Consider the following 20918-nt stretch of genomic DNA (forward strand, 5'->3'; position numbering starts at 1 on the left):
GGATCCAGCACTCCGTGTTGCCAGACCGGAGGCAAGAACCGCGCGACCCTGTGGTTGCTGGATCCCCGCCTGCGCGGGGATGACAGGCCGGAGGAGGTAGCGCCTTGCGTGGGTGAGCTGCACGATCGGCGCAAGCGGCGTTCCCCCCCTCTGTCACGCGAAGAGCGTGACATCTCCCCCGCAAGGGGGGAGAGGGGAGCAAGGGGGGAGAGGGGAGCAAGGGGACGGGCCCTGGATGACGACTTCGGTGGAGTGGTGCGCGAGACGATGCGGGCGGCCCCTGCCGGCATTCACGGGTTGCGAGACGGGCTCGCGTCATGCGTCTGCCCATCTCAAAACCTCGGAATATCGGGAAACGGCAGGGCGCCGGCGTGAACGTGCATGCGGCCAAGCTCCGCGCAGCGGTGCAGCTCGGGGAACACCTTGCCGGGGTTCAGCAATTGGCGGTCGTCGAAGGCGCATTTCACGCGCATCTGGTGGGCGAGATCGATTTCATTGAACATCTCGCCCATCAGGTCGCGCTTTTCCACGCCCACGCCGTGTTCGCCGGTCAGCACCCCGCCGACATGCACGCAAAGCCTCAGGATATCGGCGCCGAAGGCCTCCGCGGCGTCCAGCTCGCCGAGCTTGTTGGCGTCATAGAGAATGAGCGGGTGCAGGTTGCCGTCGCCGGCGTGGAAGACGTTGGCGACCCTGAGGCCGTGCTTTTTCGACAGATCCTGCATGCGGGAAAGCACCTCCGGCAGCGCCTTTCGCGGGATGGTTCCGTCCATGCAGAGGTAATCCGGCGAGATGCGGCCGACGGCGGGAAAGGCCGCCTTGCGGCCGGCCCAGAAGGTGGCACGTTCGGCCTCCGAGGTGGAGGTGCGCGAGGAGGTGCAGCCGTTGCGCCGGGCAATTGCCGCGACTTCGCCCAGAAGGTGATCGACCTCGGCCTCCGGGCCGTCGAGCTCCACGATCAGCAGCGCTTCCGCATCGAGCGGATAGCCCGCATGGACGAAATCCTCGGCCGCGTGGATAGCGGGCCTGTCCATCATCTCCATGCCGGCGGGGATGATGCCGGCGCCGATGATCTCGGCCACGCAGCGGCCGGCGCTTTCCGAGGTGGCGAAGCCGACGAGCACGGCACGTGCCGTCTCCGGCTTCTGCAGGATGCGCACGGTCACCTCGGTGACGACGGCCAGAAGCCCCTCCGAACCCGTCATCAGGGCGAGCATGTCGTAGCCCTCGGCATCCAGATGCTTGCCGCCGAGGCGGATCACCTCGCCGGTGATCAGCACCATCTCAAGGCCCAGCACGTTGTTTGTGGTGAGCCCGTATTTCAGCGAATGAACGCCGCCGGAATTCTCCGCGATGTTGCCGCCGATGGAACACGCGATCTGCGAGGAAGGATCGGGGGCATAATAGAAGCCCTCGTGCTCCACCGCGCGGGTGATGCCGAGATTGGTGACGCCGGGCTGGGTGACGACGGCGCGGTTTGAATAATCGATGTCGAGGACGCGGTTGAATTTCATCATCGACAGGAGAACGCCGTCTTCCAGCGGCAGCGCACCGCCCGACAGCGAGGTGCCCGCCCCGCGCGGCACGACCTTGATGCCGTTGTCGAAGCAGTAGCGCAGCACGCGCGAGACCTGCTCCACCGTTTCCGGCAGCACGACGACGAGCGGCATCTGGCGATAGGCGGTGAGCGCGTCGGTCTCGTAGGCGCGCATTTCCGTTCGCGCGTCGATGACACCCTCGCCGGGCACGATCGCGCGCAGCGCCGACACGATTTCCGCCCGGCGCGACAGCACGTCCCGATTCGCCTCAGGCATTTTCAGCCCCGACATGGCATCCTCCCTTGCCCCGTCAACGCCGGTTTCCCGGGACCGACCTTCGAACGGGGCTCTTCAATACCGCTTCTTCAATACAGGTTCGGCCCAGACATGTGTACCGTTGCGGCAGCGCCGATGCGCATTTTCATATATTCCCTGTCGTTGAAAGTTGGCCGAACCGCCGCCGCCCCCTCCTTCCGTCATTGCCCGGCTTTGTCCGGGCAATGACGGAAGGAGGGGGCGGCATGAACGGCGAGCGCCGGATCACCCGGACGAAACCGGGTGATGACGGTGGAGGGATCAGTCTCCGGTTTTTCCGCAGTTTCGCAAACCGCGGGCGAGGACGGGGCGAGGACGCAAAGATCGCGCGAAAGACCGGAGACAAGAGGCGCGCCGTGCGCTTATTCTTTCCCGAGAATTGAAAATGAGGCCGATTGGAAACGCGAACGGCCTTGCGAAGCGCGGGCGGAGGGGCATGAACGATTTCGCGGATATGGAAATCTTCGCGCGGGTGGTGACGGCGGGCAGCATGTCTGCGGCCGGGCGCGAGATGGGGCTTTCGCCGGCCGTCGTCTCCAAGCGGCTGAGACGGCTTGAAGACCGGCTCGGCACGCGGCTTTTGCAGCGCACGACCCGGCAGATCGCGCTGACGGAAGCCGGGCGGGGCTATTTCGAGCGGGTGACCGCGATCCTGGCGCAGGTCGAGGAGGCGGACGCCTTCGTCACGCGGCGCTCCGGCTTGGCGCGCGGCCGGCTGAAGGTGGCGGCTCCCACGTCGTTCGGGCGCAAGCACATCGCGCCGCATCTGCTCGCCTTTCTCGATGCCAACCCGGATCTTTCCCTCGATCTGGAGCTTTCCGACGACTTCGTCGACATCGTCGGCGAGGGCTACGATCTGGCCGTTCGGATCGCGGAGCTTTCGGATTCGAGCCTCGTTGCCCGCCGGCTCGCGCGAAATCACCGGGTGCTGTGCGCGGCGCCCGCCTATCTGGAACGCCACGGCGAACCGATGGCCATCGCCGATCTGGCCCGCCACACCTGCCTGGCGGCCGCGAACCAGGACCCGTGGCGGCTGGACGGGCCTCAGGGCCCGGTCACGGTGCGCGCGCAAGGGCGGTTGCACACCAATTCATCGGAGGTGGTGCTGCAGGCGGTGCGCGCCGGGGTGGGCGTGGCGCTGCGCTCCACCTGGGACGTGGGCGAGGACCTGCGCTCGGGTCGGCTGAAGGTGGTGCTGCCCGCCTTTCGCGCCTCCAGGCATGTGGCGATCTATGCCGTCTATCCCTCGCGCCGCTTCCTGCCGGCCAAGGTGCGCGTCTTCATCGACTATCTGGCCGGGCTCTACGGGCCGGAGCCCTACTGGGACAAGGGGCTTCGCGATCTGATCTCCCAGTCTCCCGCCACGGCGACCGCCGCGGAATAGACGCCGCGCAAGGAGGCAAAGTCTTATGATCCCGCAGTCATGACCACGTGCCTCGGGTGCCGGCAGTTCTTTCCGGTTTCATTTCAAAACCCGTTCGAATATTCATTCGAGCCACACAGAGATGACCTGGAGGAATGGAACATTATCGACGGCAAGCCGTTCTTCAGTACCATTGCCCGGGCACACTTCGTCTGTTCTGATTTGGCCGTCTTTTCCGATTTGACTGATGACGGCGGCAATGTGCCGCAGGGTCGCGAGACATGCGGAATACTGGTGTCAGGTCCGATCGGGAGGGCGGCTCTCAATCACATAGACGTTTTGGAATAGATCCAAACTCTTGACGCTCATCAAGTCATCCGGGAAAAGTATGTGCTAACCGGCCGTCACACGGCTCCAGAGGGAGTGCGACGGGCAAGCAAAGAAACGGGAGAATGCGATATGAAACGTATGATTGTCATCGCTGGCGCGGCGCTGCTGGCCACGGCTACGGCTACGGCGGCGCTCGCTGACGGCGATCCGGCAAAGGGAGAAAAGGTCTTCAGGAAGTGCAAGGCCTGCCACATGATCGGCCCCGATGCGAAGAACCGGGTCGGTCCGGAGCTGAACGGCATCATCGGACGCAAGATCGCCACCGCGCCCGATTACAAGTACTCCAAGGGCATGACGGAATTCGGCGAGACCCACGACGTGTGGTCGGCCGAGCTGTTGCACGAGTACCTGCCCAAGCCGCGCGATCTCGTGAAGGGCACCAAGATGGCCTTCGCCGGACTGAAGAAGGACGACGACATCTCCGACATCGTCGCGTATCTCTCCCAGTTCAACGAGGACGGCTCGAAAAAGTAGGCCGTCGCCCGCCAACCGCCATTTGGAAAGCCGGGCTTCAGGCCATGTCCTGGGCTCGGCTTCTTTCGTCTAGCGCGCCGTCGGTGAACCCTTGAGCATATTCTTGTCGATCAAACGGGTCCGTTTGATCGGAAAGCGCTCTAACCGCTTTCGCCGGGCGCTCGCATGGCCGGGCCGGTGTAGCGGCGCAGCCTTGCCGCAAGCTCCGGGGCATCCGCCTCCAGCCGGCGGGTGGTGCGTTCGATGGCGGCAAGGGTCGCCGGCGAACGCCCGGCATCGCGGGCAAGGCGGGTGAGAGCGACGTCTCCGGCGCGCTTCGTGCCGTCGGCCACGGCCGTCGTGTGGCGCAGGCCGCGCAGCAGATAGATCGCCTGACCAAGCCCGAGGACGGCAAAACCCTCCTCCTGCACCGCATCGCGGGCCGAGGCTGTCTTGCCGCTCCAGCCGATCATCTTCAAGAGCCGCGTGCAGAACCGCGCCCGCCACAAGACCGCGTTGCCCACCACCGTGCGCGCCGAGGCCATGGCCCGCAATTCGCCGCGCATCACCTGAGCGAGCCCCTTCATCCGCCGTTGCGCGTTGGTCGGGAATATGACCAGAAAGGCGCAATAGGCGATCACCGGGCCCGCGACGACAGCGATGGCTTGCTCCAGCGTGGGTATGAACCCGGCCACGAACGGATAACGCGGCTGCGAGATCAGCAACAGAACCATGGCGTAATCCATGGAGCCGACGCCAGTCCGCTTGTGGCTCATCAGCGGCACCACCACCAGCAGCACAGGCATGATCAGCAGCACCGTTTGCAACTCCGAGCCCGCCAGCGGCCAGAGCACGAATTTCAGGACCAGCGATGCGGCGGCGCCCCAGACCTGCCAGAACAGCAGCCGGGCCATGATCCAGGCGGGATCGTCGAAGGTGGAGAAGATCGAGATCATCACCGAGCCGCCGAGCATCATATAGGGGCCCGCCTGCCAGCCGGTGCCCGCCCATAGCGACCCGAGGCCGAGCAGCACGCAGAAGGCGCGGATTGCGGCATGACGGGCGCCGACCCAGTCCCAGTGCTGCTCCACGACCGCTTCGGTGGCCACCGCAGCGCCCGGTTCTGTGGCGCCCGGCTCTTTGGCGACCGCATTGGCCAGCACGGTCAGCGCCTCACGCAGGACCGGATCCACCGCACCATCGGCCGCCGCGCGCACATCGTCGGGCAGTCCGGACGGATTGGCCTGCCGGTGAAGACGTTCGGAAATCGCCGTCAGGCGGCCGGCAGTCGCCGGATCGGGTTCACTCACCCCGGAGGCGCAAAGCAACAGCGTGTCGGTGAGCGCGATCAGACGGCGGTGCAGCACACCCGCATGACGGCGCGCGCGCAGCGAGCCGGCGGCATAGGCCGACAGGGTATCGTCGATCTGGGCGGCGGCCGCCAGCAGGAAGCCGGTATCGGCCGCCTCGCCGCGCAACCTCGCCGCGGCCGCGCCCAGCATGTCGGCCCCCAGCCGCCTGAGACGGCCGACCGTGTCGCCTTCCGACACCGAGGGCGTCGCGAGATAGCCCAGCACCGAGGCCGCAAGCACCCCGACAAGCACCGTCAGCACGCGGTCGAGACCGAGCGCGAAAGGCGTATAGACATGAGCCTGGGCGAGCAGCACCACCATTGCGGCGGAGAAGCCCGCCAGGATCGCGCCGTAGGAGAGATAGCCGCGAAAGAGATTGCCGGCGGCCACGCTCAGCGCGATCCACAGGCTGAGGCCGACGACGAGGACCCAGGCATTGCCGCCGGCGCCGAAGAGCAGCGCCAGCCCCGCCAATGCGCCGACGAGCGTGCCGAGAAAGCGGAAGACGCTCTTCTCCAGGATCTGGCCGCGGGTCGGCTGGGCGGCGGCGAAAACCGTCATTGCCGACCATTGCGGATGCTCAAGCCCGACAAGAAAGGCGATGAGCAGCGCCAGACATGCGGCGATGGCGGTGCGCAGCGTGAAGCGCAGCTTCGGCACGTCGAAGCCCCAGCCGATCAGACGGCCGGCAAGCGCCGATGTTTCAATTTTCATTCGTGGAGCCGTGTTCGTTTTTCTCGAGCGTGGTGATGCGCTGCGAAAGGCGGTCGAAGCCGTCGAGCAGCGCGGCAAGCTCGTCGTCAGTGAAATCGGCGAGCAGTTCGAACTCCGCCGAAGTGAGTTTCTCGCGGATGGCCCGCGTGGCCTGACGGCCGGCCTCTGTCAGATGGATGCGGCGCAGCCGCCGGTCGCCCGGGTCGAGCCGGCGCTCGATGAGCCCCTGCCCCGCGAGCCGATCGAGCGTGCGCACGAGCGAGGAGCCGTCGAGCCCGATTCGTTCGGCCAGTTCTGTCTGGGTGATGCCGTCGCCGGCGACCGCCAGATGGACAAGCGGCGTCCAGCTCGCGTCGGAGAGGCCGCGCGCGGCGAGGCGCTGGTCGACAATGCGCCGCCAACGGCGTGCAACAAGCACCAGCTCGAGGCCGAACCGCAAGCGGGAAGAAAGAGCGGGATCTGTCATGATGTCGCGCATCATGCAGATAATTTGGATACAAGCAATTTGAATTCCAACGATTGTGAAAAGTGCCTGGCTCGGAGCCTGCGGGATGCGGGGAGAACCGGGGATGAGCGGGTTTGAGAAGGGCCTGGGGCCCGGGAAACCGGGAAAATTGGCAAAGCGAACGGCACCTTGGCGGCCGATGGAGAGCCGGCCGCGCGCGGGAGAGAGACGGGATCTGGAGAAGAACGCGGCGGGAGACGGTGCGACCAGCGGGACGGAGACGATGCCCCGGGCGCGAGCGGCCACCCGCCTGCCTTGCCGGGAGAATGGCGCAAACGGCCGCAAGCCCGCCTGTGCGCCCGCTACTCCAGATCGGAATGGTGTGCCCGGATGCGGCGCACGAGATACCAGATCATCAGCACCACCACGGGCACGGAGATCGCCTGGGCGAGCCCGGTCGACAGCGGCACCCCCGCCTTCTCCGCCCCCTCGAACAGGTGGCCGAGCAGGCCGACGACGTAATAGCTGATGGCGGCGACCGACAGCCCCTCCACCGTCTGTTGCAGACGCAGCTGCAAGCGGGCGCGGCGGTTCATGGCTTCCAGCAGGTTGCGGTTCTGGCTTTCCAGTTCGACATCGACCCGGGTGCGCAGCAGCGTGGCGGCGCGCGCCAGCTTGCGCGACAGGTTCGCCTGGCGCTCCTCCGTCGTCTCGCAGGTGCGCATGGCCGGACGCAGGCGGCGCGCGAGAAAGCTCGCCCAGGTGGAGCGGCCGGCAAGCGCGCGCTCGCCAAGGGCGGCAAGGCGCTGGGTGATGATCTCGTCATAGGCGCGGCTGGCGCCGAAGCGATAGGCGGACGCAGCGGCCCCCGCCTCCAGATCGGCCGCCAACTGTGTGAGACGCTGCAACAGCGCCTCGTTGGCATCGAGCCCGGCGCTGGTGCGGATTTCGTCGGCGATCTCGGAGAGCCCGGTCTCGATACGGCGGATCTGCGGCGCCTGCCGCTGCGCCTCCGGCAGCCCCATGAGCGCCAGCAGACGATAGGTTTCCACCTCCAGCAACCGCTGGCACGCTGCGCCCACCGCTTGCGGCGCCTCGCCCCGGTTGATCACCAGAATGCGCGTCAGACCATGGCCGTCGGGGCGGAAGTCAGTCGCCGCGATCAGTCCGCCGCCGACGATCTCGGAAGCCGCGAGGCTGGCCGGATCGAACAGCGCGTCGAAGTTGCATCCCTGATCCGCGTCGATCAGATCGAGGCGCGTGGCGACGATGAGCGGCCCGGGGGCACGAAAATCGCGACCAAACGGCGATCCATCGGGTTCGTCCGCGAACGGGGTTCCCGTGCGCGCCGACGCCGTTCCGTCCCAAGTATAGGTGGTGAATTCCGCATGGCTTTCCCAGCGCAGCGCGCCGCCGCCAAAGGCCAGCACGTGGTGGCGCGTTTCGGCATTCGGGCCGGCCGAACCATGCGCGCGACAGAACTCGGCAAACCACGCCCGGTCGACCGCGGCGGCCTCGTCGTCGGTTGTGAAACCGTAATGCAGGAAGGTGCGGGGCGTTTCCACGGGCAGGAAGGGCCGCGCATGCAATTCGCCCAGAAGCGCCCGGCGAAGGGGATGCGGCGCGAAGCCCGCAGTATCGTCGTTCTCGGCCACCACCAGCCCTTTATTTGCAAGTGCGATAAAAAAAGAGCCGGGATAATGGGCGTTCGGGAACCAACTGTCACCCGGTACGTTCTACGAATACAACGCGTTGCGGATATCGGCCATGCCCCTCCTTCACCGTGCCCCTTGCACGACAAGCCTTTATCGCCGCGAAGTCATTCTCCAAAATCCACCTTAGAACAAAAATAATTTTGAAAACCAGGCTGGATGTGCGGTAAGACGTCACATGCCGGCGTCAAATTGTCACGCAGTGAACATCCCGCCACCTACGGAACCCCCGCTCTTCCCCACTGGTATTCGGCCTGTTTGTTACTGCGAATGGACGCCCCTTCAAACGGCGTTTCATAGCTGAAAGGAACATGCCCATGGTAGATCTTCCCGGACGCCCATCCCGTCGAAGCTTTCTGAAGGCGACTGTCGCGAGTGCGGCGGTTACTTCCATTCCGATCGGCCTGCCACACGCTAAGGCAGCCGAACTTCCAAGTCTGGAAGACTACAAGCCCGTCTACTTCGACGCTGCGGAATGGAGCTTCATCCTGGCGGCCTGCGCGCGACTCATTCCCTCCGACGGCACCGGCCCCGGAGCGATCGAAACGCGCGTACCCGTCTTCATCGACCTGCAGATGGCGGGAGATTTCGGCAAGGCGGCCGACTGGTACATGGAAGGCCCCTACAAGGCCGACGCCAATCCGTTGCTCGGTTTCCAGAGCCCTCTCGCACCCGCCGAGATCTATCGCAAGGCGATCCCCGTCTTCCAGGACTGGTGCAAGCAGACCCACGGCGACGCCTTCGAGAAGCTCGACGCGGAAACCCAGGACGCGGCGCTGACATCGCTTGAGAAGGGCGGGGTCAAGCTCGATCCGGAGCTGCGCGACTTCTTCTCGTTCCTGTTGCAGAACACCAAGGAAGGCTACTTCGCCGACCCGATGTACGGCGGCAACCAGGGCATGCAGGCCTGGGTGCATATCGGCTTTCCGGGCGCGCGCGGCAGCTACGCGGAATGGGTCAACAACTACAATGCCGAGTATCCGCTCGGCCCCGTTTCCATTTCCGGCGAGAGGGCCTGAGCCATGGCGAGACAAGATCCCAGGAAAGACGTCGTCGTCATCGGGCTCGGCTGGACCGGCGCGATCATGTCGATGGAACTGGCGCAGGAGGGACTGGAGGTTCTGGCCCTTGAGCGCGGCGACGACCGCGACACGGTGCCGGACTTCCAGTATCCCAACATCATCGACGAGCTGAAATACGGCATCCGCTACGGGCTGATGCAGAAGCCGCGCAAGTCGACGCTGACCATTCGTCACGGCCTCGACGACACGGCGCTGCCCTATCGCCATCTCGGCTCGTTCCTGCCGGGCGACGGCGTGGGCGGTGCAGGCGCGCACTGGAACGGCCAGAACTGGCGGCCGCAGGAGCCGGAATACCGGCTGCGCTCCTATGTCGAGGAGACGTTCGGCGCCGACATCATTCCCGAGGGCATGACGATCCAGGACTGGGGCGTCACCTACGAGGAGCTGGAGCCCTATTTCGACCAGTTCGAGAAGGTCGCCGGCATTTCCGGCAAGGCGGGCAATCTCAACGGCGAGATCGTCGAAGGCGGCAACCCGTTCGAGGCGCCGCGTTCCTCGGACTATCCGATGCCGCCGCTGCCGCACACCTATGACGCGGATCTCTTCTCCAAGGCCGCCAAGGCCAAGGGGCTGCATCCCTTCCCCAGACCGTCGGCCAACGCGTCTGAGGCCTACACCAACCCCTATGGCATGCAGCTCGGGCCCTGCAACTTCTGCGGTTTCTGCGAGCGCTTCGGCTGCCTGAACTACTCCAAGTCCTCGCCGCAGGTTTGCATTCTGGACGCGCTGAAGCGCAAGCCGAACTTCTCCTACAAGACCAATTCGGAAGTCCTGAAAATCGAGAAGGCCGAGGACGGCAAGACCGTCACCGGCGTCACCTATTTCGACGAGAAGGCGAACGAGGAGGTTTTTCAGCCGGCGGATCTGGTGCTCCTGTGCGCCTACTCGCTGCACAACGTGCATCTGCTGCTTCTCTCCGGCATCGGCCAGCCCTACGACCCGGCGACGGGCGAAGGCGTGGTGGGCAAGAACTACGCCTACCAGATGACCGGCGGCACCCGGCTCTATTTCAAGGACAAGCAGTTCAACCCGTTCATCGGAACGGGATCGAACGGCATCTCGATCGACGACTACTCGATCAGCCAGATCGATTTCGCCAAGGAAGGCTTCATCGGCGGCTCCTACATCACCGCCGGGCAGACCAACGGCCGGCCGATCCAGTCGATGCCGTTGCCCCCGGGAACGCCCAAATGGGGCAAGGCGTGGAAGGAAGCGGCCGGCGAATGGTACGGCCGCTCCATGGCCATCGGCTCGCACGGCTCCAACATGTCCTACCGCGACTGCTACCTGGACCTCGACCCGACCTACACCGACCGCCACGGCCGGCCGCTCATGCGCATGACCTTCAACTGGAAGGAAAACGACATCCGCATGACGCAGTTCATGAAGGCACGCATCGAGGAGATCGCCGAGACCATGAACCCGGACATGATCGCGTCCGGCTACAAGAAGGACGGTTCGCAGTACGACGTCCGCCCCTACCAGTCGACCCACAACGTGGGCGGCGCGATCATGGGAGCGGAGCGCAAGACCTCGGTCCTGAACAAGTATCTTCAGCACTGGGACTGCCACAACCTGTTCGTGATGGGCGCTTCCGCCTATCCGCAGAACATCCAGTACAACCCGACAGGCGCGCTCGGCGGCCTCGCCTACTGGTCGGCGGCGGCGATCCGCAAGGATTACCTCGCCAATCCGCGGCCGCTGGTCTGATCGGGAGGCAGGAAAATGAAAACACTTGTTCGTATCGTGGCCGTTCTCATCGTGATCGGCCTGGCGGCGCTCGCCGCCATCATCTTCGTGCCGGTGCAGCGCACGGGGCCTACCGAAAAACTCGCGGCCGACTGGCAAGCGCCGGCCGGCCTCGGCAAGTACGATGCCCGCATGGCCGACTGCGCGGCCTGCCACACCGAGCCCGGCGGCAAGCCGTTCGCCGGCGGGCGCACCATCGCAAGCCCGATGGGCGACATCTACACGCCCAACATCACACCCGACAAGGAAACCGGCATCGGCACCTGGTCGCTCGCCGACTTCCGCGCAGCCCTGGTGGACGGTGTCGACGACGAGGACCATCACCTCTATCCGGCGATGCCCTACGAGAACTACCGCCACATGTCGGAGACCGACATCCGCGCCATGTACGACTACTTCATGCATGACGTTGAGCCGGTGAAGAATCAGGTGGCGGAGACCGAGCTGCCCTTCCCGTTCAACCAGCGCTGGGGCATCCGGCTGTGGAACTGGGTGACGCTTGGCAATCCGGGCTTCAAGCCGGCATCGACCAAGGTTGCCAACGACGAGCAGCTGTCGCGCGGCGCCTATCTGGTGCAGGTGCTGGGCCATTGCGGCTCGTGCCACACACCGCGCAACCTGACGATGGCGCAGGCCGGCACCAACGAAACGGACGCGAAGTTCCTCACAGGCGGCGAGATCGGCGGCTGGTCGGCCCCGGATCTCAGGGGCCCGAAGTCGGCGCCGCAGCAGTGGTCGGCGGACGAGCTGAAGATGTACCTGACCGCCGGGCGCAACGCCCATTCGGCGGTAGCGGGCGAAATGAAGCTCGCGGTGGAGGAATCGCTTCAATACATGAGTGACGAGGATGCCAATGCGATGGTCGCCTATCTGCGCGCCATCGGCACCAACGGCCCTGCCCCGGCCGAAGCGCCGATGAAGCGTGATGAGACCCCCGCCGGCACGGTCGCCCGGATCGACGCGGCCGACGACCCCACCACGACCAAGCTGAAAAAGGCCGTGGACCTCACCGACGGCGAGCGGCTCTATGTCGACAATTGCGGCGCCTGCCACTTTGCCGACGGGCGCGGCGCACCGGAGGTGTTCCCCTCGCTGAAGGGCAACGCGGCTGTCGTCGCCAAGGAGACCGGCGGGCTCATTCACACCATTCTGTATGGTGCGGAAATGCCGTCCACTTCCAAGCGTCCGATGAAGCTGCGCATGCCGGGCTTCGCCCAGCGGCTTTCCGATGACGATGTCGCCAAGCTCGCCACGTTCCTGCGCGGTGCGTGGGGCAACGGGGCCGGCCCGGTGACCGCCGACCAGGTCGCCAAGGAACGCAAGACGCCGACCGAAGCCTCGCACTGAGGCCAGGGCCTGAGAACAGCCATTTCCGGCGACAACCGGGAGTGAGAGGAGAAACCGGGCCGGTCCGCAAGGATCGGCCCGGTTTTGTTTTGAGGAGGAGCACCTACTCGCGAAACAGCTCCGCGTGTGTTCCGATGCGCACGAAAACGATGAGGTTCTCGCGTTCCTCAAGCGTGTAGATCAGCAGGAAATCGCCACCGATATGGCATTCGCGATGATCGTTCCATTCACCGGCGAGCGGATGGTCTTTCCATTCGGGCGGAAGGGGAGCGTCGTTGGCGACGAGCAGGCTCATCGCGTGTTTCAGCCGGGACATGTCATGGCGCCCGGCCCCGTTGAGGCGTTTCCAGTCCTTTACGAACTGCTTGGTGTGGGTCGCACAGCGCGGCAATGGCGCACGCTTTGTTGCGCTGCCTGGGCCGCCTTTTCCCTTGCGCGCCACTTCAAGCCTTTTCGATCGTCGCGATCATATCGTCGATATTCTCGTAGTGCGGCCCATGCCCCTTCTTGAGCCCTCGTGCTTCCTCGATCGCGGCGAGTGTCTCGTCATTCGGCCGGGTCAGTTCGACCGGCAGCGCCTTGTCGCGCGCAATGCGCGTCAACGTCATGCGCATGACGTCGGAAATCGTCAGGCCGAGACTTTCGAGCACAGCGGCGGCATCCGCCTTCAATTCAGGGTCGATGCGAGCGCGAATGTAGTCGTTGGCTGCCATGACCGGATCTCCGTCGTTGTTGACCCATATGTAGCTCAATTGAGCAACAACGGCAAGAAATCGTCGATCCGCCATTTGCGCGGGACAGGAGAGCCGGGGGCTATCCTGTCCCGGAAATCCCCGCAGCGCGGCGTCGGTTCCTCCCCTCGGGCTCCAGGTTCCGGGCTTTTGCTTGCGCCTCCCGCTCATGCCTTCCCCGTCATCACCCGGACGAAGCCGGGTGATGACAATGGAGGGAGCGGGGCAGGACGCGGGAGAGATCGACGCAAGTCGGGAGCTCCCTCACCCGTACACCAGCCGTGGAAGCCAGATGATGATCTGCGGGAACATCATGCACATCACCAGCGCGACGATCTGGATCATCAGGAACGGGATCGCCGCCCTGAAGATGCGGGCCATCGGGATTTCCGGCGGAGCGACGCCGCGCAGGTAGAAGAGCGCGTAGCCGAACGGCGGCGACAGGAAGCTCATCTGCATGTTCACCAGATAGAGCACGCCGAACCACAGCACGAGATCGTCGGGATCGGCGAAGCCGAAGGCCTGCGCGCCGAGCCCCTTGATGATCGGCACGAAGATCGGCACGCACAGCAGGAGAATGCCGACCCAGTCGAGGAACATGCCGAGGAAGATCAGGATGATCTGCATCAGGATCAGGATGCCCCAGGGCCCGAGCCCCAGCCCCTGCATCAGATCGGAGACGAATTCCTGCCCGCCGTGCAGCACGTAGAGCCCGACGAAGATGGTCGCGCCGAACATGATCCAGATGACCATGGCGGACGCCTTCAGCGTGGTGACGCAGGCCCCCTGCACCGTCGCCCAGTCGAGCTTTCGGTGAATGGCGGCGACGATGAAGGCGCCGAAGGTGCCGATGCCGGCGGCCTCCACCGGGGTCGCGACACCGGAGAAGATGACGCCCAGCACCACGACGATGAGCGAGATGGGCGCCGACATGCGTGACAGGACGCGGATCTTTTCGACAAAGGAGATCCGCTCCTCCAAGGGGGCAGCGGGGCCGAGCGCGGGGTTGATGGTGCAGCGCACGACCACATAGAGCACGTAGAGGCCCGACAGCAGCAGCCCCGGAAAGACCGCACCGATGAACAGTTCGCCCACCGACTGCTCCGCCACCACGGCGTAGATGATGGCGAGAATGGAGGGCGGGATCAGGATGCCGAGCGTGCCGCCGGCCATGATCGAGCCCATGGCGATTTCCGGATCGTAGTTGCGCTTCAGCATGGCGGGCAGCGCGATGATGCCCATGGTGACGACCGCAGCCCCGATAACGCCGACCATCGCCGCCAGAATGGTGGAGGCGATGATGGTCGCCGCCGCCAGCCCGCCGCGCACGCCGCCCAGCACCTTGTAGATGACGTCGAACATGTCGTTGATGATGCCGGCCCGCTCCAGCATCGCCGCCATGAAGATGAACAGCGGAATGGCCGATAGCTGGTAGTTGGTCATCAACGGGAAGATGCGCGACGGCACGATGTTGAGCGCCTGCCAGCTGTCGCCAAGGATAAAGAGGAAGACGCAGGCCAGCCCGCCGGTGACGAAGGCGAGCGGCAGGCCTGCCATCAGCAGCACGATCAGGCTGCCGAACATGATGAGCGTCAGCCACTCGATGGAAATTTCCAGCCCCATGGATCAGGCCCCCCCGGCCGGATTGGCGACGGCACGCACGTCCTGCGCCAATTTCGATATTCCCTGCAGAACCAGCAGGAGGCCGCCGATCACCATCGCCCACTTCATCGGCCAGTAGGCGATGCGCCATTCGTTGAAGGAGACCTCGTCGACCACCGTCGCATCCCAGGCGAAGATGAGGCTGGTGAACAGCAGCGTGCCGGCGAAGATGTAGAAAAAGACGGACGTCGCCAGATCGACAATGGCCTTCCGGCGCGGGCTCAGGGGCGCGTAGAAGACATCGACCCGCACGTGGCTCTCCGTCAGCATCGCGTAGGCGCCGCAGATCAGGTACTGCATGCCGAACATCAGATACATCGCCTCGTGGACCCAGATGGTGGGCGAGTTGAAGACATAGCGGGCGATGACCTCGTAATAATAGGCGAAGACCGCGATCACCGCCCAGTAGGAGACGAGTTCGCCGGCATAGAAGGACATGCGGTCGATGACGCCGGTCCAGCCGGTGGTGAGGTGCTTCTGGTCGCCGCCCTGCTCGACATCCTCCACCGCGTGCAGGATCTCATCGGCCTCGCTTTCCGCCCGGCGTTCCGCGTCGTCCGCAGCCACCTTCGCCTCCGCCCGGCGCTTCAGCCAGGGCATCAGCACGGCATCGAGCGCCATCATCGCGACAAGCAGATAGAAGGCGTAGGCCGCCATGTCGCGCCAGAAGGCGCGTCCGGCGGCAGCCGTTTCGGCGGCGGGCCGCGCCGTTTCCAGATCCGTCTTCGCGCGGGCCAGCCGCTCCTTCGACGAGGCGATGCGGCCCTCGGCGCGCTTCACTCCGCGCTCGGCGAGGCGGAAACCGATGGAGCCTTCCGGCGCCTGCGCCAGCTTTTCGCGCAGATCGGGCAGCTGGCCTTCCATCTCCGCGATCCGCGGCCCCTCGCGCGTGATCGCGCCTTGCGCGCTTTCGACGAGCGCGGCCGCATCGGAATAGGACGCACGGTATTCGCGCTGCTCGCCATTGGCGACGAGGATGAAGATGAAGACCGGGATGAAGAGCAGACCGAGAAGGCTCTTCAGGTAGAACCGGTGAAGGCCGAGCATGCCGCCGGCGATCAGGATCATGTAGGCGAGCGGCAACGAATAGCCGCGCCAGTCCCCGTGAACCCTGGCCCGCGCCTTCGTTCGGCGCGCCATCACCATGGCGAAGACGGGGAAGACGATAAGACCGGCCCAGTAAAGCCAGTGCGGAAGGACGAAGGTCAGGCTCGGCATGGTTCCCCCAAAGCGATGAGCCGGAAATGGACGGCGGAGCGACGGTTCCCCTCGGGATCCGCACCGCCGCAAGATGACGTCGGGCCCGTTCTTGACGGCCCGACATTTCGACGCCCGCCTCGGGCCGGAGCCTTGAAGCGGGCGCGCCGCGTGCGGGAAAGCGGTTTCGAAGGCCGGAGGCGGGCGCTCCCTTGGAGACCCCCACCCCTGAAGGAGCCCCCCACCGCGATCTGTCGAGGTGGGGGCTCGAACAACGGATGCAGAGCGTCCCCGCCCCCTCGCCGATCAGAGATCGAGCGTCAGGCCCTCGATCATGTCCGGCGTGACGTAGCCCAGCGAACCCGACATCATGTAGTCGAGCTGGGTCTTGAAGACGCGGGCCGCGTTCTTGTCCTTGTTGGCGTACTTGAACCAGATCGGCACCGCGATCTCGGTCATGATCGCGACGTCGTCCTGGGAAAGACGCGTGACTTCGGTGCCGTCGGCCTCGAACTTCTTCCAGGCTTCCTGGTTCGCCTTCTGGATCTTGGCATGATGCTCGATGGAGTAGGACTTGGTCTCCATCTCCACGAACTGCTTCATCTCGTCGGAAAGCGCGTTCCAGGCATCCATGCCAACGGTGATGTCCATGATGTCGACCGGCTGGTAGAGCGACATGAAGCCCGGGGGGCCCATGGAGATGTATTTGGTGACCTGGGAGAAGCCGAGGGCATAGTTGACCGCGGGGCCGGTGTAGTCGGCCACGTCGATCGTGCCCTTTTCAAGCGCGGGGAAGATTTCCGAGCCCGGCAGAACGGTGGTCTTGGCGCCCAGCCCCTGGAAGACCTCGGCCACCATGCCGCCGGGAAGGCGCATCTTGCGGCCACGGAAATCCTCCACCGAGCGGATCGGCACCTTGGAGTGGATGATGTTGGCATCGTGATGGACCGGACCGACCCAGTACATGCCTTGCGCGGCGTAGAGTTCGCGCGTCATCTCCAGCCCGCCGAGGCCGTAGTAGAAGGTGTCGTATTCGCTGGGATGACGAAGACCCAGCGGATAGGACGACAGGAACACGCCGGCGGGAATGATGCCCTGTACATAGATGGTGAAGGGGTTCACCGCGTGCAGAACGCCGTTCTTGACCGCATCGTAGAGCTGGAAGTCGCCCACGACATCATTGGCGCCAAAGGGCTGGAAGGAAAGTTCGCCGCCGGTCTTTTCCGAGATCGTGCCGCACCAGTCCTTGAAGATCTGCAGGCCGATGCCGCCGGGCCACGAGGTCTGGATCTTCCAGGTGGTGCCGGCCGCCTTCGCCGTTCCGATGTAGGGCGCGCCGAGCGTCGCCGCGCCCACCGCGCCGCCGGCCGCCAGAAGCGAGTTCTTCAGGAAACCGCGCCGTGCCTCCCGCCGGGCTTCCACGACCCCTTCGACCGTCTCGCGCCGCACGCATGCGGCGGGCGCGTTTGCGGACGCGCCATTCTGCCGGGCGCCAGAGGCACCCTCCCGCTTGATGATAGACATTGTTGTTCCTCCCTTGCGTGGCCGCTCTTCACTCGTCCGGCATTCACGCGCCCGGCGCTTGTCTCAGCGCCTGCGCCCGCGAAACCGTCCGCTCCTCCGCGAGAGCGAGCCTCGCCGCAGTGTAGTCGCGATCCAACAACGATCAAGGGCCTGCCGTCCTATCCCTCACTTTCCCCTGCGAAAGGATCGAACAAACACCTTTTCGTTGGCGGATAAAGTGACACAACATTCATTTCAGCTCTTCATTTAATGCGATTTTCTTCTCCCCCTATCGCTCGCGACAGGCGCAAGTATCGGTTCGCGCGTGGCTTTTCGGATATTTCCACGGCAAGGCGGATCCCGGACCGGGCTCGACGGCGGTTCCCTCGCACTCCATATTGGCCGCCTGATGAAGAAGTCCGGGCTGCGCCGGCGGCGAATTCGCGCGGCCCCCACCTCACACGCTATTGGAAAGGTCCTGCCATGCTGAGCGCCATTCACGAGACATTCGGCGATCCCTCCAAGGTTTTGAAGATGGAGGAGCGGCCGCTGCCGGAGCCGGGGCCGGGCGAGATCCGGATCAGGACCGGGCTCGCCGCGATCCACAACCACGACCTGCTCACCGTGGCGGGCACCTATGGCTACAAACCGCCGCTGCCGGCGATCGGCGGATCGGAGGCGATGGGCGTGGTCGATGCGCTTGGCGAGGGGGTGAGCGAATTCCAGGTCGGCCAGCGGGTGGCCGCAAGCGGACGCGGCACCTGGGCGCAATTCTACATCGCCAAGGCGGCCGGCGCCGTGCCGCTGCCCAACGCGATCGCCGACGAGACGGCGGCGCAGCTCATCGCCATGCCGATGAGCGCGATGTTCCTTCTGGATTTCGTCAACGCGCATCCCGGCTCCTGGCTCGTCCAGAACGCGGCGACGGGCGCTGTCGCCAAGGTGCTGGCAAAGGTGGCGCAAAAGCGCGGGGTGAACGTGGTCAACCTGGTGCGCCGCGACGAGGCGGTGGCGGAGCTGGAGGCACTGGGGATCAAGAACGCGGTCTCGACGGCGGGCGAGAACTGGAAGGCGCAGGTGGCGGACATCACCGGCGGCGCGCCGATCCATGCGGCAATCGACGGCGTGGGCGGCCCCGGCGCGGCTGATCTCTGCGCGATCTGCGGACCCGGCGCCACCATCGTTTCGTTCGGGCTGATGTCGGGCAAGCCGATGGAGATCCCGCCCGCCCAGCTCATCTTCCGCGACATCACCGTCAAGGGCTTCTGGCTCGCCAAGCTGCTTCCCGAGGCGCCGAAGGAGAAGGTCGCGGCACTGATGGGCGAACTGATCGGGCTCATCGCCTCCGGCGACGTCACGCTGCAGGTGGACGGGATCTACGACCTGGCCGACATCGCCAAGGCGGCCGAGGCGGCGGGAAAGGGCAAGCGCGAGGGAAAGGTGCTGGTGCGGGGATAGGCGCGGCCGTCGCAGTTTTCTCCTGGCGGTCTCACGCCACTTCAACCTCATTGGCTGGCGCCGCCAACCACACTCCGGTTCGAGATCGCGCTCTCGCGTTCGATCTTTACAGCGTCATCCCGGACGCGGCGAAGCAGAGAGCCGGTACCCGGTCATCGTCGGGATAACGGGGCTTGGCTGGATCGTCGACCGCGACGGCGCTCCATCCCGGCCCGAGCCGCAAACAGCAATGGCAACTGGGTCCCCGCTTTCGCGGGGATGACATCGAATGTGGGGAGAGGCAGCGCTAAGTCGCACGGATCGGACACCGCGTTTCGCGTCTTCGCAAACAGAGTTGATGACGGCACAGAGGTCGCCCTGCCATTGGCTTGTCTTCCCCCTGGTCCCATTGACCCCTCCCCTGCGCACTTCTACTGTGCCTTTCAAAATACGCATGATCGCCTCGCGTCATTTCACGCTTAGCGCCGTCTCTCAGGAAACGCCTGTTCCATGTCCGATACTCCCAGGGTCGCCCTGTTCGTCACCTGTCTGGCCGATCTCTTCCGCCCGTCGGTGGGCTTTGCCGCCGTCAAGCTGCTGGAGGAGGCGGGATGCGCCGTGGAGGTGCCGCGCGCACAGACATGCTGCGGGCAGCCGGCCTACAATTCCGGCGACAAGGCGGATGCGCGCGGGGTGGCGGAAGTCGCCATCCGGGCCTTCGAGGGCTTCGACTATGTGGTGGCGCCGTCGGGCTCCTGCGCGGCGATGATCAAGAAGCACTATCCCGAACTCTTCGCCGACGATCCCGTCTGGGGGCCGCGGGCCGACGAACTGGCCACACGCACCTTCGAGCTCGTCAGCTTTCTCACCGACGTGCGCGGGATGGAGACGGTGGAAGCCTCCTTCGACGGCTCCGTCACCTATCACGACAGCTGTTCGGGACTGCGCGAACTGGGCATCAGCGAGCAGCCGCGCAAGCTTCTCGCGTCCATGGAAGGGCTGATGCTGAAGGAGATGGAGGAATCCGACATCTGCTGCGGCTTCGGCGGCACCTTCGCGGTGAAATACGCCGACATTTCCAACAAGATGGTGTCGAAGAAGACGGGCCATGTGGAGGAAGCGGAGGCCGACCTGCTGGTCGCAGGCGATCTCGGCTGCCTGATGAACATGGCCGGCAAGCTGAAGCGCGAGGGCAAGGCCACCAGGGTGCGCCATGTCGCGGAACTGCTGGCCGGCATGACCGACCAGCCCGCCATCGGCGAACACAAGGGCACGCCTGCCGAAAAGGCCAGGGTTGACGGATGAGCGGCAGCGTTCTCGAGGTCACCATCGGGACAACGCGGCTTTCGGTGATCGTGGCGGACCTGACGACGCTCGACGTCGATGCCGTCGTCAACGCGGCGAACGAAAGCCTGCTGGGCGGTGGCGGCGTGGACGGGGCGATCCACCGCGCGGCTGGCCCCGGGCTTCTGGCCGAATGCCGCACGCTGGGCGGCTGCGCACCGGGCGATGCGAAGATGACGGCCGGTTACGACCTGCCGGCAAGACATGTGATCCATACGGTCGGCCCGCGTTGGGCGGGCGGCACGCGCGCGGAGGATGCCGTGCTCGCCTCCTGTTATGCGCGGTCACTGGAACTGGCAGCGGATGCCGGACTTGCGACGATCGCCTTTCCGGCGATCTCCACCGGCGTCTTCGGCTTTCCCGCCGACAGGGCGGCGGGCGTGGCGCTGGAGGCGGTGCGCGCGAGCGATCATCTCGCCCGGCTACAGGCGGTGATTTTCTGCTGTTTCGACGCCCGTGCCGTCGGATTTTACGAGGCGGCGTTTGCCGCCAAAGGCCTGGTACAAGGGCTGGACTAGAGCGTATTCCGATCAGATTGCATCAAACTGATCGACAAGAATATGCTCAAGAGATTGATTTTGAGC

Annotated in this window: 17 protein-coding genes; 8 read left to right on the forward strand and 9 right to left on the reverse strand. The window is 65.1% G+C overall.

Annotation, left to right across the window (positions count from 1 at the left end; translation table 11 throughout):
- Window positions 1-332: 332 nt before the first annotated feature.
- A complete protein-coding gene (locus C8N35_RS01975; protein WP_107987944.1) occupies window positions 333-1829 on the reverse strand; it encodes an FAD-linked oxidase C-terminal domain-containing protein in 1497 nt (498 codons plus the stop codon).
- Window positions 1830-2289: 460 nt separating this feature from the next.
- Here C8N35_RS01975 and C8N35_RS01980 point away from each other — a divergent pair, with 460 nt between their 5' ends.
- Both C8N35_RS01980 and C8N35_RS01990 read left to right on the forward strand, forming a co-directional pair.
- Entirely contained in the window at window positions 2290-3237 is a 948-nt protein-coding gene (locus C8N35_RS01980; RefSeq protein ID WP_107989014.1) for a LysR family transcriptional regulator, read from the forward strand.
- Window positions 3238-3675: 438 nt separating this feature from the next.
- Window positions 3676-4080, forward strand: a complete 405-nt coding sequence (locus C8N35_RS01990; protein ID WP_107987946.1) for a c-type cytochrome — start codon at window positions 3676-3678, stop codon at window positions 4078-4080.
- A 140-nt stretch (window positions 4081-4220) separates the two neighbouring features.
- On the opposite strand, the gene C8N35_RS01995 is transcribed toward C8N35_RS01990, so the two are convergent.
- From C8N35_RS01995 to C8N35_RS02005, 3 genes are all read right to left on the reverse strand, one after another.
- Complete coding sequence (locus C8N35_RS01995; RefSeq protein WP_107987947.1) at window positions 4221-6125, reverse strand: FUSC family protein; 1905 nt, start codon at window positions 6123-6125, stop codon at window positions 4221-4223.
- Entirely contained in the window at window positions 6115-6591 is a 477-nt protein-coding gene (locus tag C8N35_RS02000) for a MarR family winged helix-turn-helix transcriptional regulator (RefSeq protein ID WP_107989015.1), read from the reverse strand. Before C8N35_RS02000 ends, C8N35_RS01995 begins: the two co-directional genes overlap by 11 nt.
- 341 nt (window positions 6592-6932) lie before the next feature.
- A complete protein-coding gene (locus C8N35_RS02005; protein ID WP_245926622.1) occupies window positions 6933-8225 on the reverse strand; it encodes a DUF3422 family protein in 1293 nt (430 codons plus the stop codon).
- Between the two features lie 374 nt (window positions 8226-8599).
- On the opposite strand from C8N35_RS02005, the gene C8N35_RS02010 reads away from it, so the two are divergent.
- The 3 genes from C8N35_RS02010 to C8N35_RS02020 are packed head-to-tail and all read left to right on the forward strand — an operon-like array spanning window position 8600 to window position 12460.
- A complete protein-coding gene (locus tag C8N35_RS02010) occupies window positions 8600-9301 on the forward strand; it encodes a gluconate 2-dehydrogenase subunit 3 family protein (protein WP_107987949.1) in 702 nt (233 codons plus the stop codon).
- A 3-nt stretch (window positions 9302-9304) separates the two neighbouring features.
- On the forward strand, window positions 9305-11074 hold the full coding sequence (locus C8N35_RS02015) for a GMC family oxidoreductase (protein WP_107987950.1): 1770 nt from the start codon (window positions 9305-9307) through the stop codon (window positions 11072-11074).
- Between the two features lie 15 nt (window positions 11075-11089).
- Window positions 11090-12460, forward strand: a complete 1371-nt coding sequence (locus tag C8N35_RS02020) for a cytochrome c (RefSeq protein ID WP_107987951.1) — start codon at window positions 11090-11092, stop codon at window positions 12458-12460.
- 103 nt (window positions 12461-12563) lie between these two features.
- Here the strand turns inward: C8N35_RS02020 and C8N35_RS24345 are convergent, their stop codons facing one another.
- The 5 genes from C8N35_RS24345 to dctP form a co-directional block, all read right to left on the reverse strand.
- Entirely contained in the window at window positions 12564-12902 is a 339-nt protein-coding gene (locus C8N35_RS24345; protein ID WP_107987952.1) for a type II toxin-antitoxin system YafQ family toxin, read from the reverse strand.
- A 1-nt stretch (window position 12903) separates the two neighbouring features.
- Window positions 12904-13173, reverse strand: a complete 270-nt coding sequence (locus C8N35_RS02030; protein ID WP_107989016.1) for a type II toxin-antitoxin system RelB/DinJ family antitoxin — start codon at window positions 13171-13173, stop codon at window positions 12904-12906.
- 282 nt (window positions 13174-13455) lie between these two features.
- Entirely contained in the window at window positions 13456-14814 is a 1359-nt protein-coding gene (locus C8N35_RS02035) for a TRAP transporter large permease (RefSeq protein ID WP_210203364.1), read from the reverse strand.
- Between the two features lie 3 nt (window positions 14815-14817).
- Window positions 14818-16071, reverse strand: a complete 1254-nt coding sequence (locus tag C8N35_RS24010) for a TRAP transporter small permease subunit (RefSeq protein ID WP_210203365.1) — start codon at window positions 16069-16071, stop codon at window positions 14818-14820.
- 285 nt (window positions 16072-16356) lie between these two features.
- On the reverse strand, window positions 16357-17574 hold the full coding sequence (gene dctP / locus C8N35_RS02040; protein WP_107987953.1) for a TRAP transporter substrate-binding protein DctP: 1218 nt from the start codon (window positions 17572-17574) through the stop codon (window positions 16357-16359).
- Window positions 17575-18036: 462 nt separating this feature from the next.
- On the opposite strand from dctP, the gene C8N35_RS02045 reads away from it, so the two are divergent.
- From C8N35_RS02045 to C8N35_RS02055, 3 genes are all read left to right on the forward strand, one after another.
- Window positions 18037-19011, forward strand: coding sequence for a zinc-binding dehydrogenase (locus C8N35_RS02045; RefSeq protein ID WP_107987954.1), 975 nt, complete (start codon window positions 18037-18039; stop codon window positions 19009-19011).
- Window positions 19012-19500: 489 nt separating this feature from the next.
- Window positions 19501-20295 carry a (Fe-S)-binding protein gene (locus tag C8N35_RS02050; protein ID WP_107987955.1) on the forward strand — a complete coding sequence of 265 codons (795 nt, stop codon included), beginning with the start codon at window positions 19501-19503 and terminating at the stop codon, window positions 20293-20295.
- Window positions 20292-20852, forward strand: a complete 561-nt coding sequence (locus C8N35_RS02055) for an O-acetyl-ADP-ribose deacetylase (RefSeq protein WP_107987956.1) — start codon at window positions 20292-20294, stop codon at window positions 20850-20852. Before C8N35_RS02050 ends, C8N35_RS02055 begins: the two co-directional genes overlap by 4 nt.
- The last annotated feature ends 66 nt before the right edge of the window (window positions 20853-20918 follow it).

Origin of the sequence: Breoghania corrubedonensis (assembly GCF_003053845.1) — a bacterium.
Taxonomy (GTDB): domain Bacteria; phylum Pseudomonadota; class Alphaproteobacteria; order Rhizobiales; family Stappiaceae; genus Breoghania; species Breoghania corrubedonensis.

Bases quoted from the DNA above. Each gene is read 5' to 3' on its own strand.
- C8N35_RS01975 (WP_107987944.1), bottom strand. From the start codon at position 1,829: ATGTCGGGGCTGAAAATGCCTGAGGCGAATCGGGACGTGCTGTCGCGC.
- C8N35_RS01980 (WP_107989014.1), top strand. From the start codon at position 2,290: ATGAACGATTTCGCGGATATGGAAATCTTCGCGCGGGTGGTGACGGCG.
- C8N35_RS01990 (WP_107987946.1), top strand. From the start codon at position 3,676: ATGAAACGTATGATTGTCATCGCTGGCGCGGCGCTGCTGGCCACGGCT.
- C8N35_RS01995 (WP_107987947.1), bottom strand. From the start codon at position 6,125: ATGAAAATTGAAACATCGGCGCTTGCCGGCCGTCTGATCGGCTGGGGC.
- C8N35_RS02000 (WP_107989015.1), bottom strand. From the start codon at position 6,591: ATGACAGATCCCGCTCTTTCTTCCCGCTTGCGGTTCGGCCTCGAGCTG.
- C8N35_RS02010 (WP_107987949.1), top strand. From the start codon at position 8,600: ATGGTAGATCTTCCCGGACGCCCATCCCGTCGAAGCTTTCTGAAGGCG.
- C8N35_RS02015 (WP_107987950.1), top strand. From the start codon at position 9,305: ATGGCGAGACAAGATCCCAGGAAAGACGTCGTCGTCATCGGGCTCGGC.
- C8N35_RS02020 (WP_107987951.1), top strand. From the start codon at position 11,090: ATGAAAACACTTGTTCGTATCGTGGCCGTTCTCATCGTGATCGGCCTG.
- C8N35_RS02030 (WP_107989016.1), bottom strand. From the start codon at position 13,173: ATGGCAGCCAACGACTACATTCGCGCTCGCATCGACCCTGAATTGAAG.
- C8N35_RS02035 (WP_210203364.1), bottom strand. From the start codon at position 14,814: ATGGGGCTGGAAATTTCCATCGAGTGGCTGACGCTCATCATGTTCGGC.
- C8N35_RS24010 (WP_210203365.1), bottom strand. From the start codon at position 16,071: ATGCCGAGCCTGACCTTCGTCCTTCCGCACTGGCTTTACTGGGCCGGT.
- dctP (WP_107987953.1), bottom strand. From the start codon at position 17,574: ATGTCTATCATCAAGCGGGAGGGTGCCTCTGGCGCCCGGCAGAATGGC.
- C8N35_RS02045 (WP_107987954.1), top strand. From the start codon at position 18,037: ATGCTGAGCGCCATTCACGAGACATTCGGCGATCCCTCCAAGGTTTTG.
- C8N35_RS02050 (WP_107987955.1), top strand. From the start codon at position 19,501: ATGTCCGATACTCCCAGGGTCGCCCTGTTCGTCACCTGTCTGGCCGAT.
- C8N35_RS02055 (WP_107987956.1), top strand. From the start codon at position 20,292: ATGAGCGGCAGCGTTCTCGAGGTCACCATCGGGACAACGCGGCTTTCG.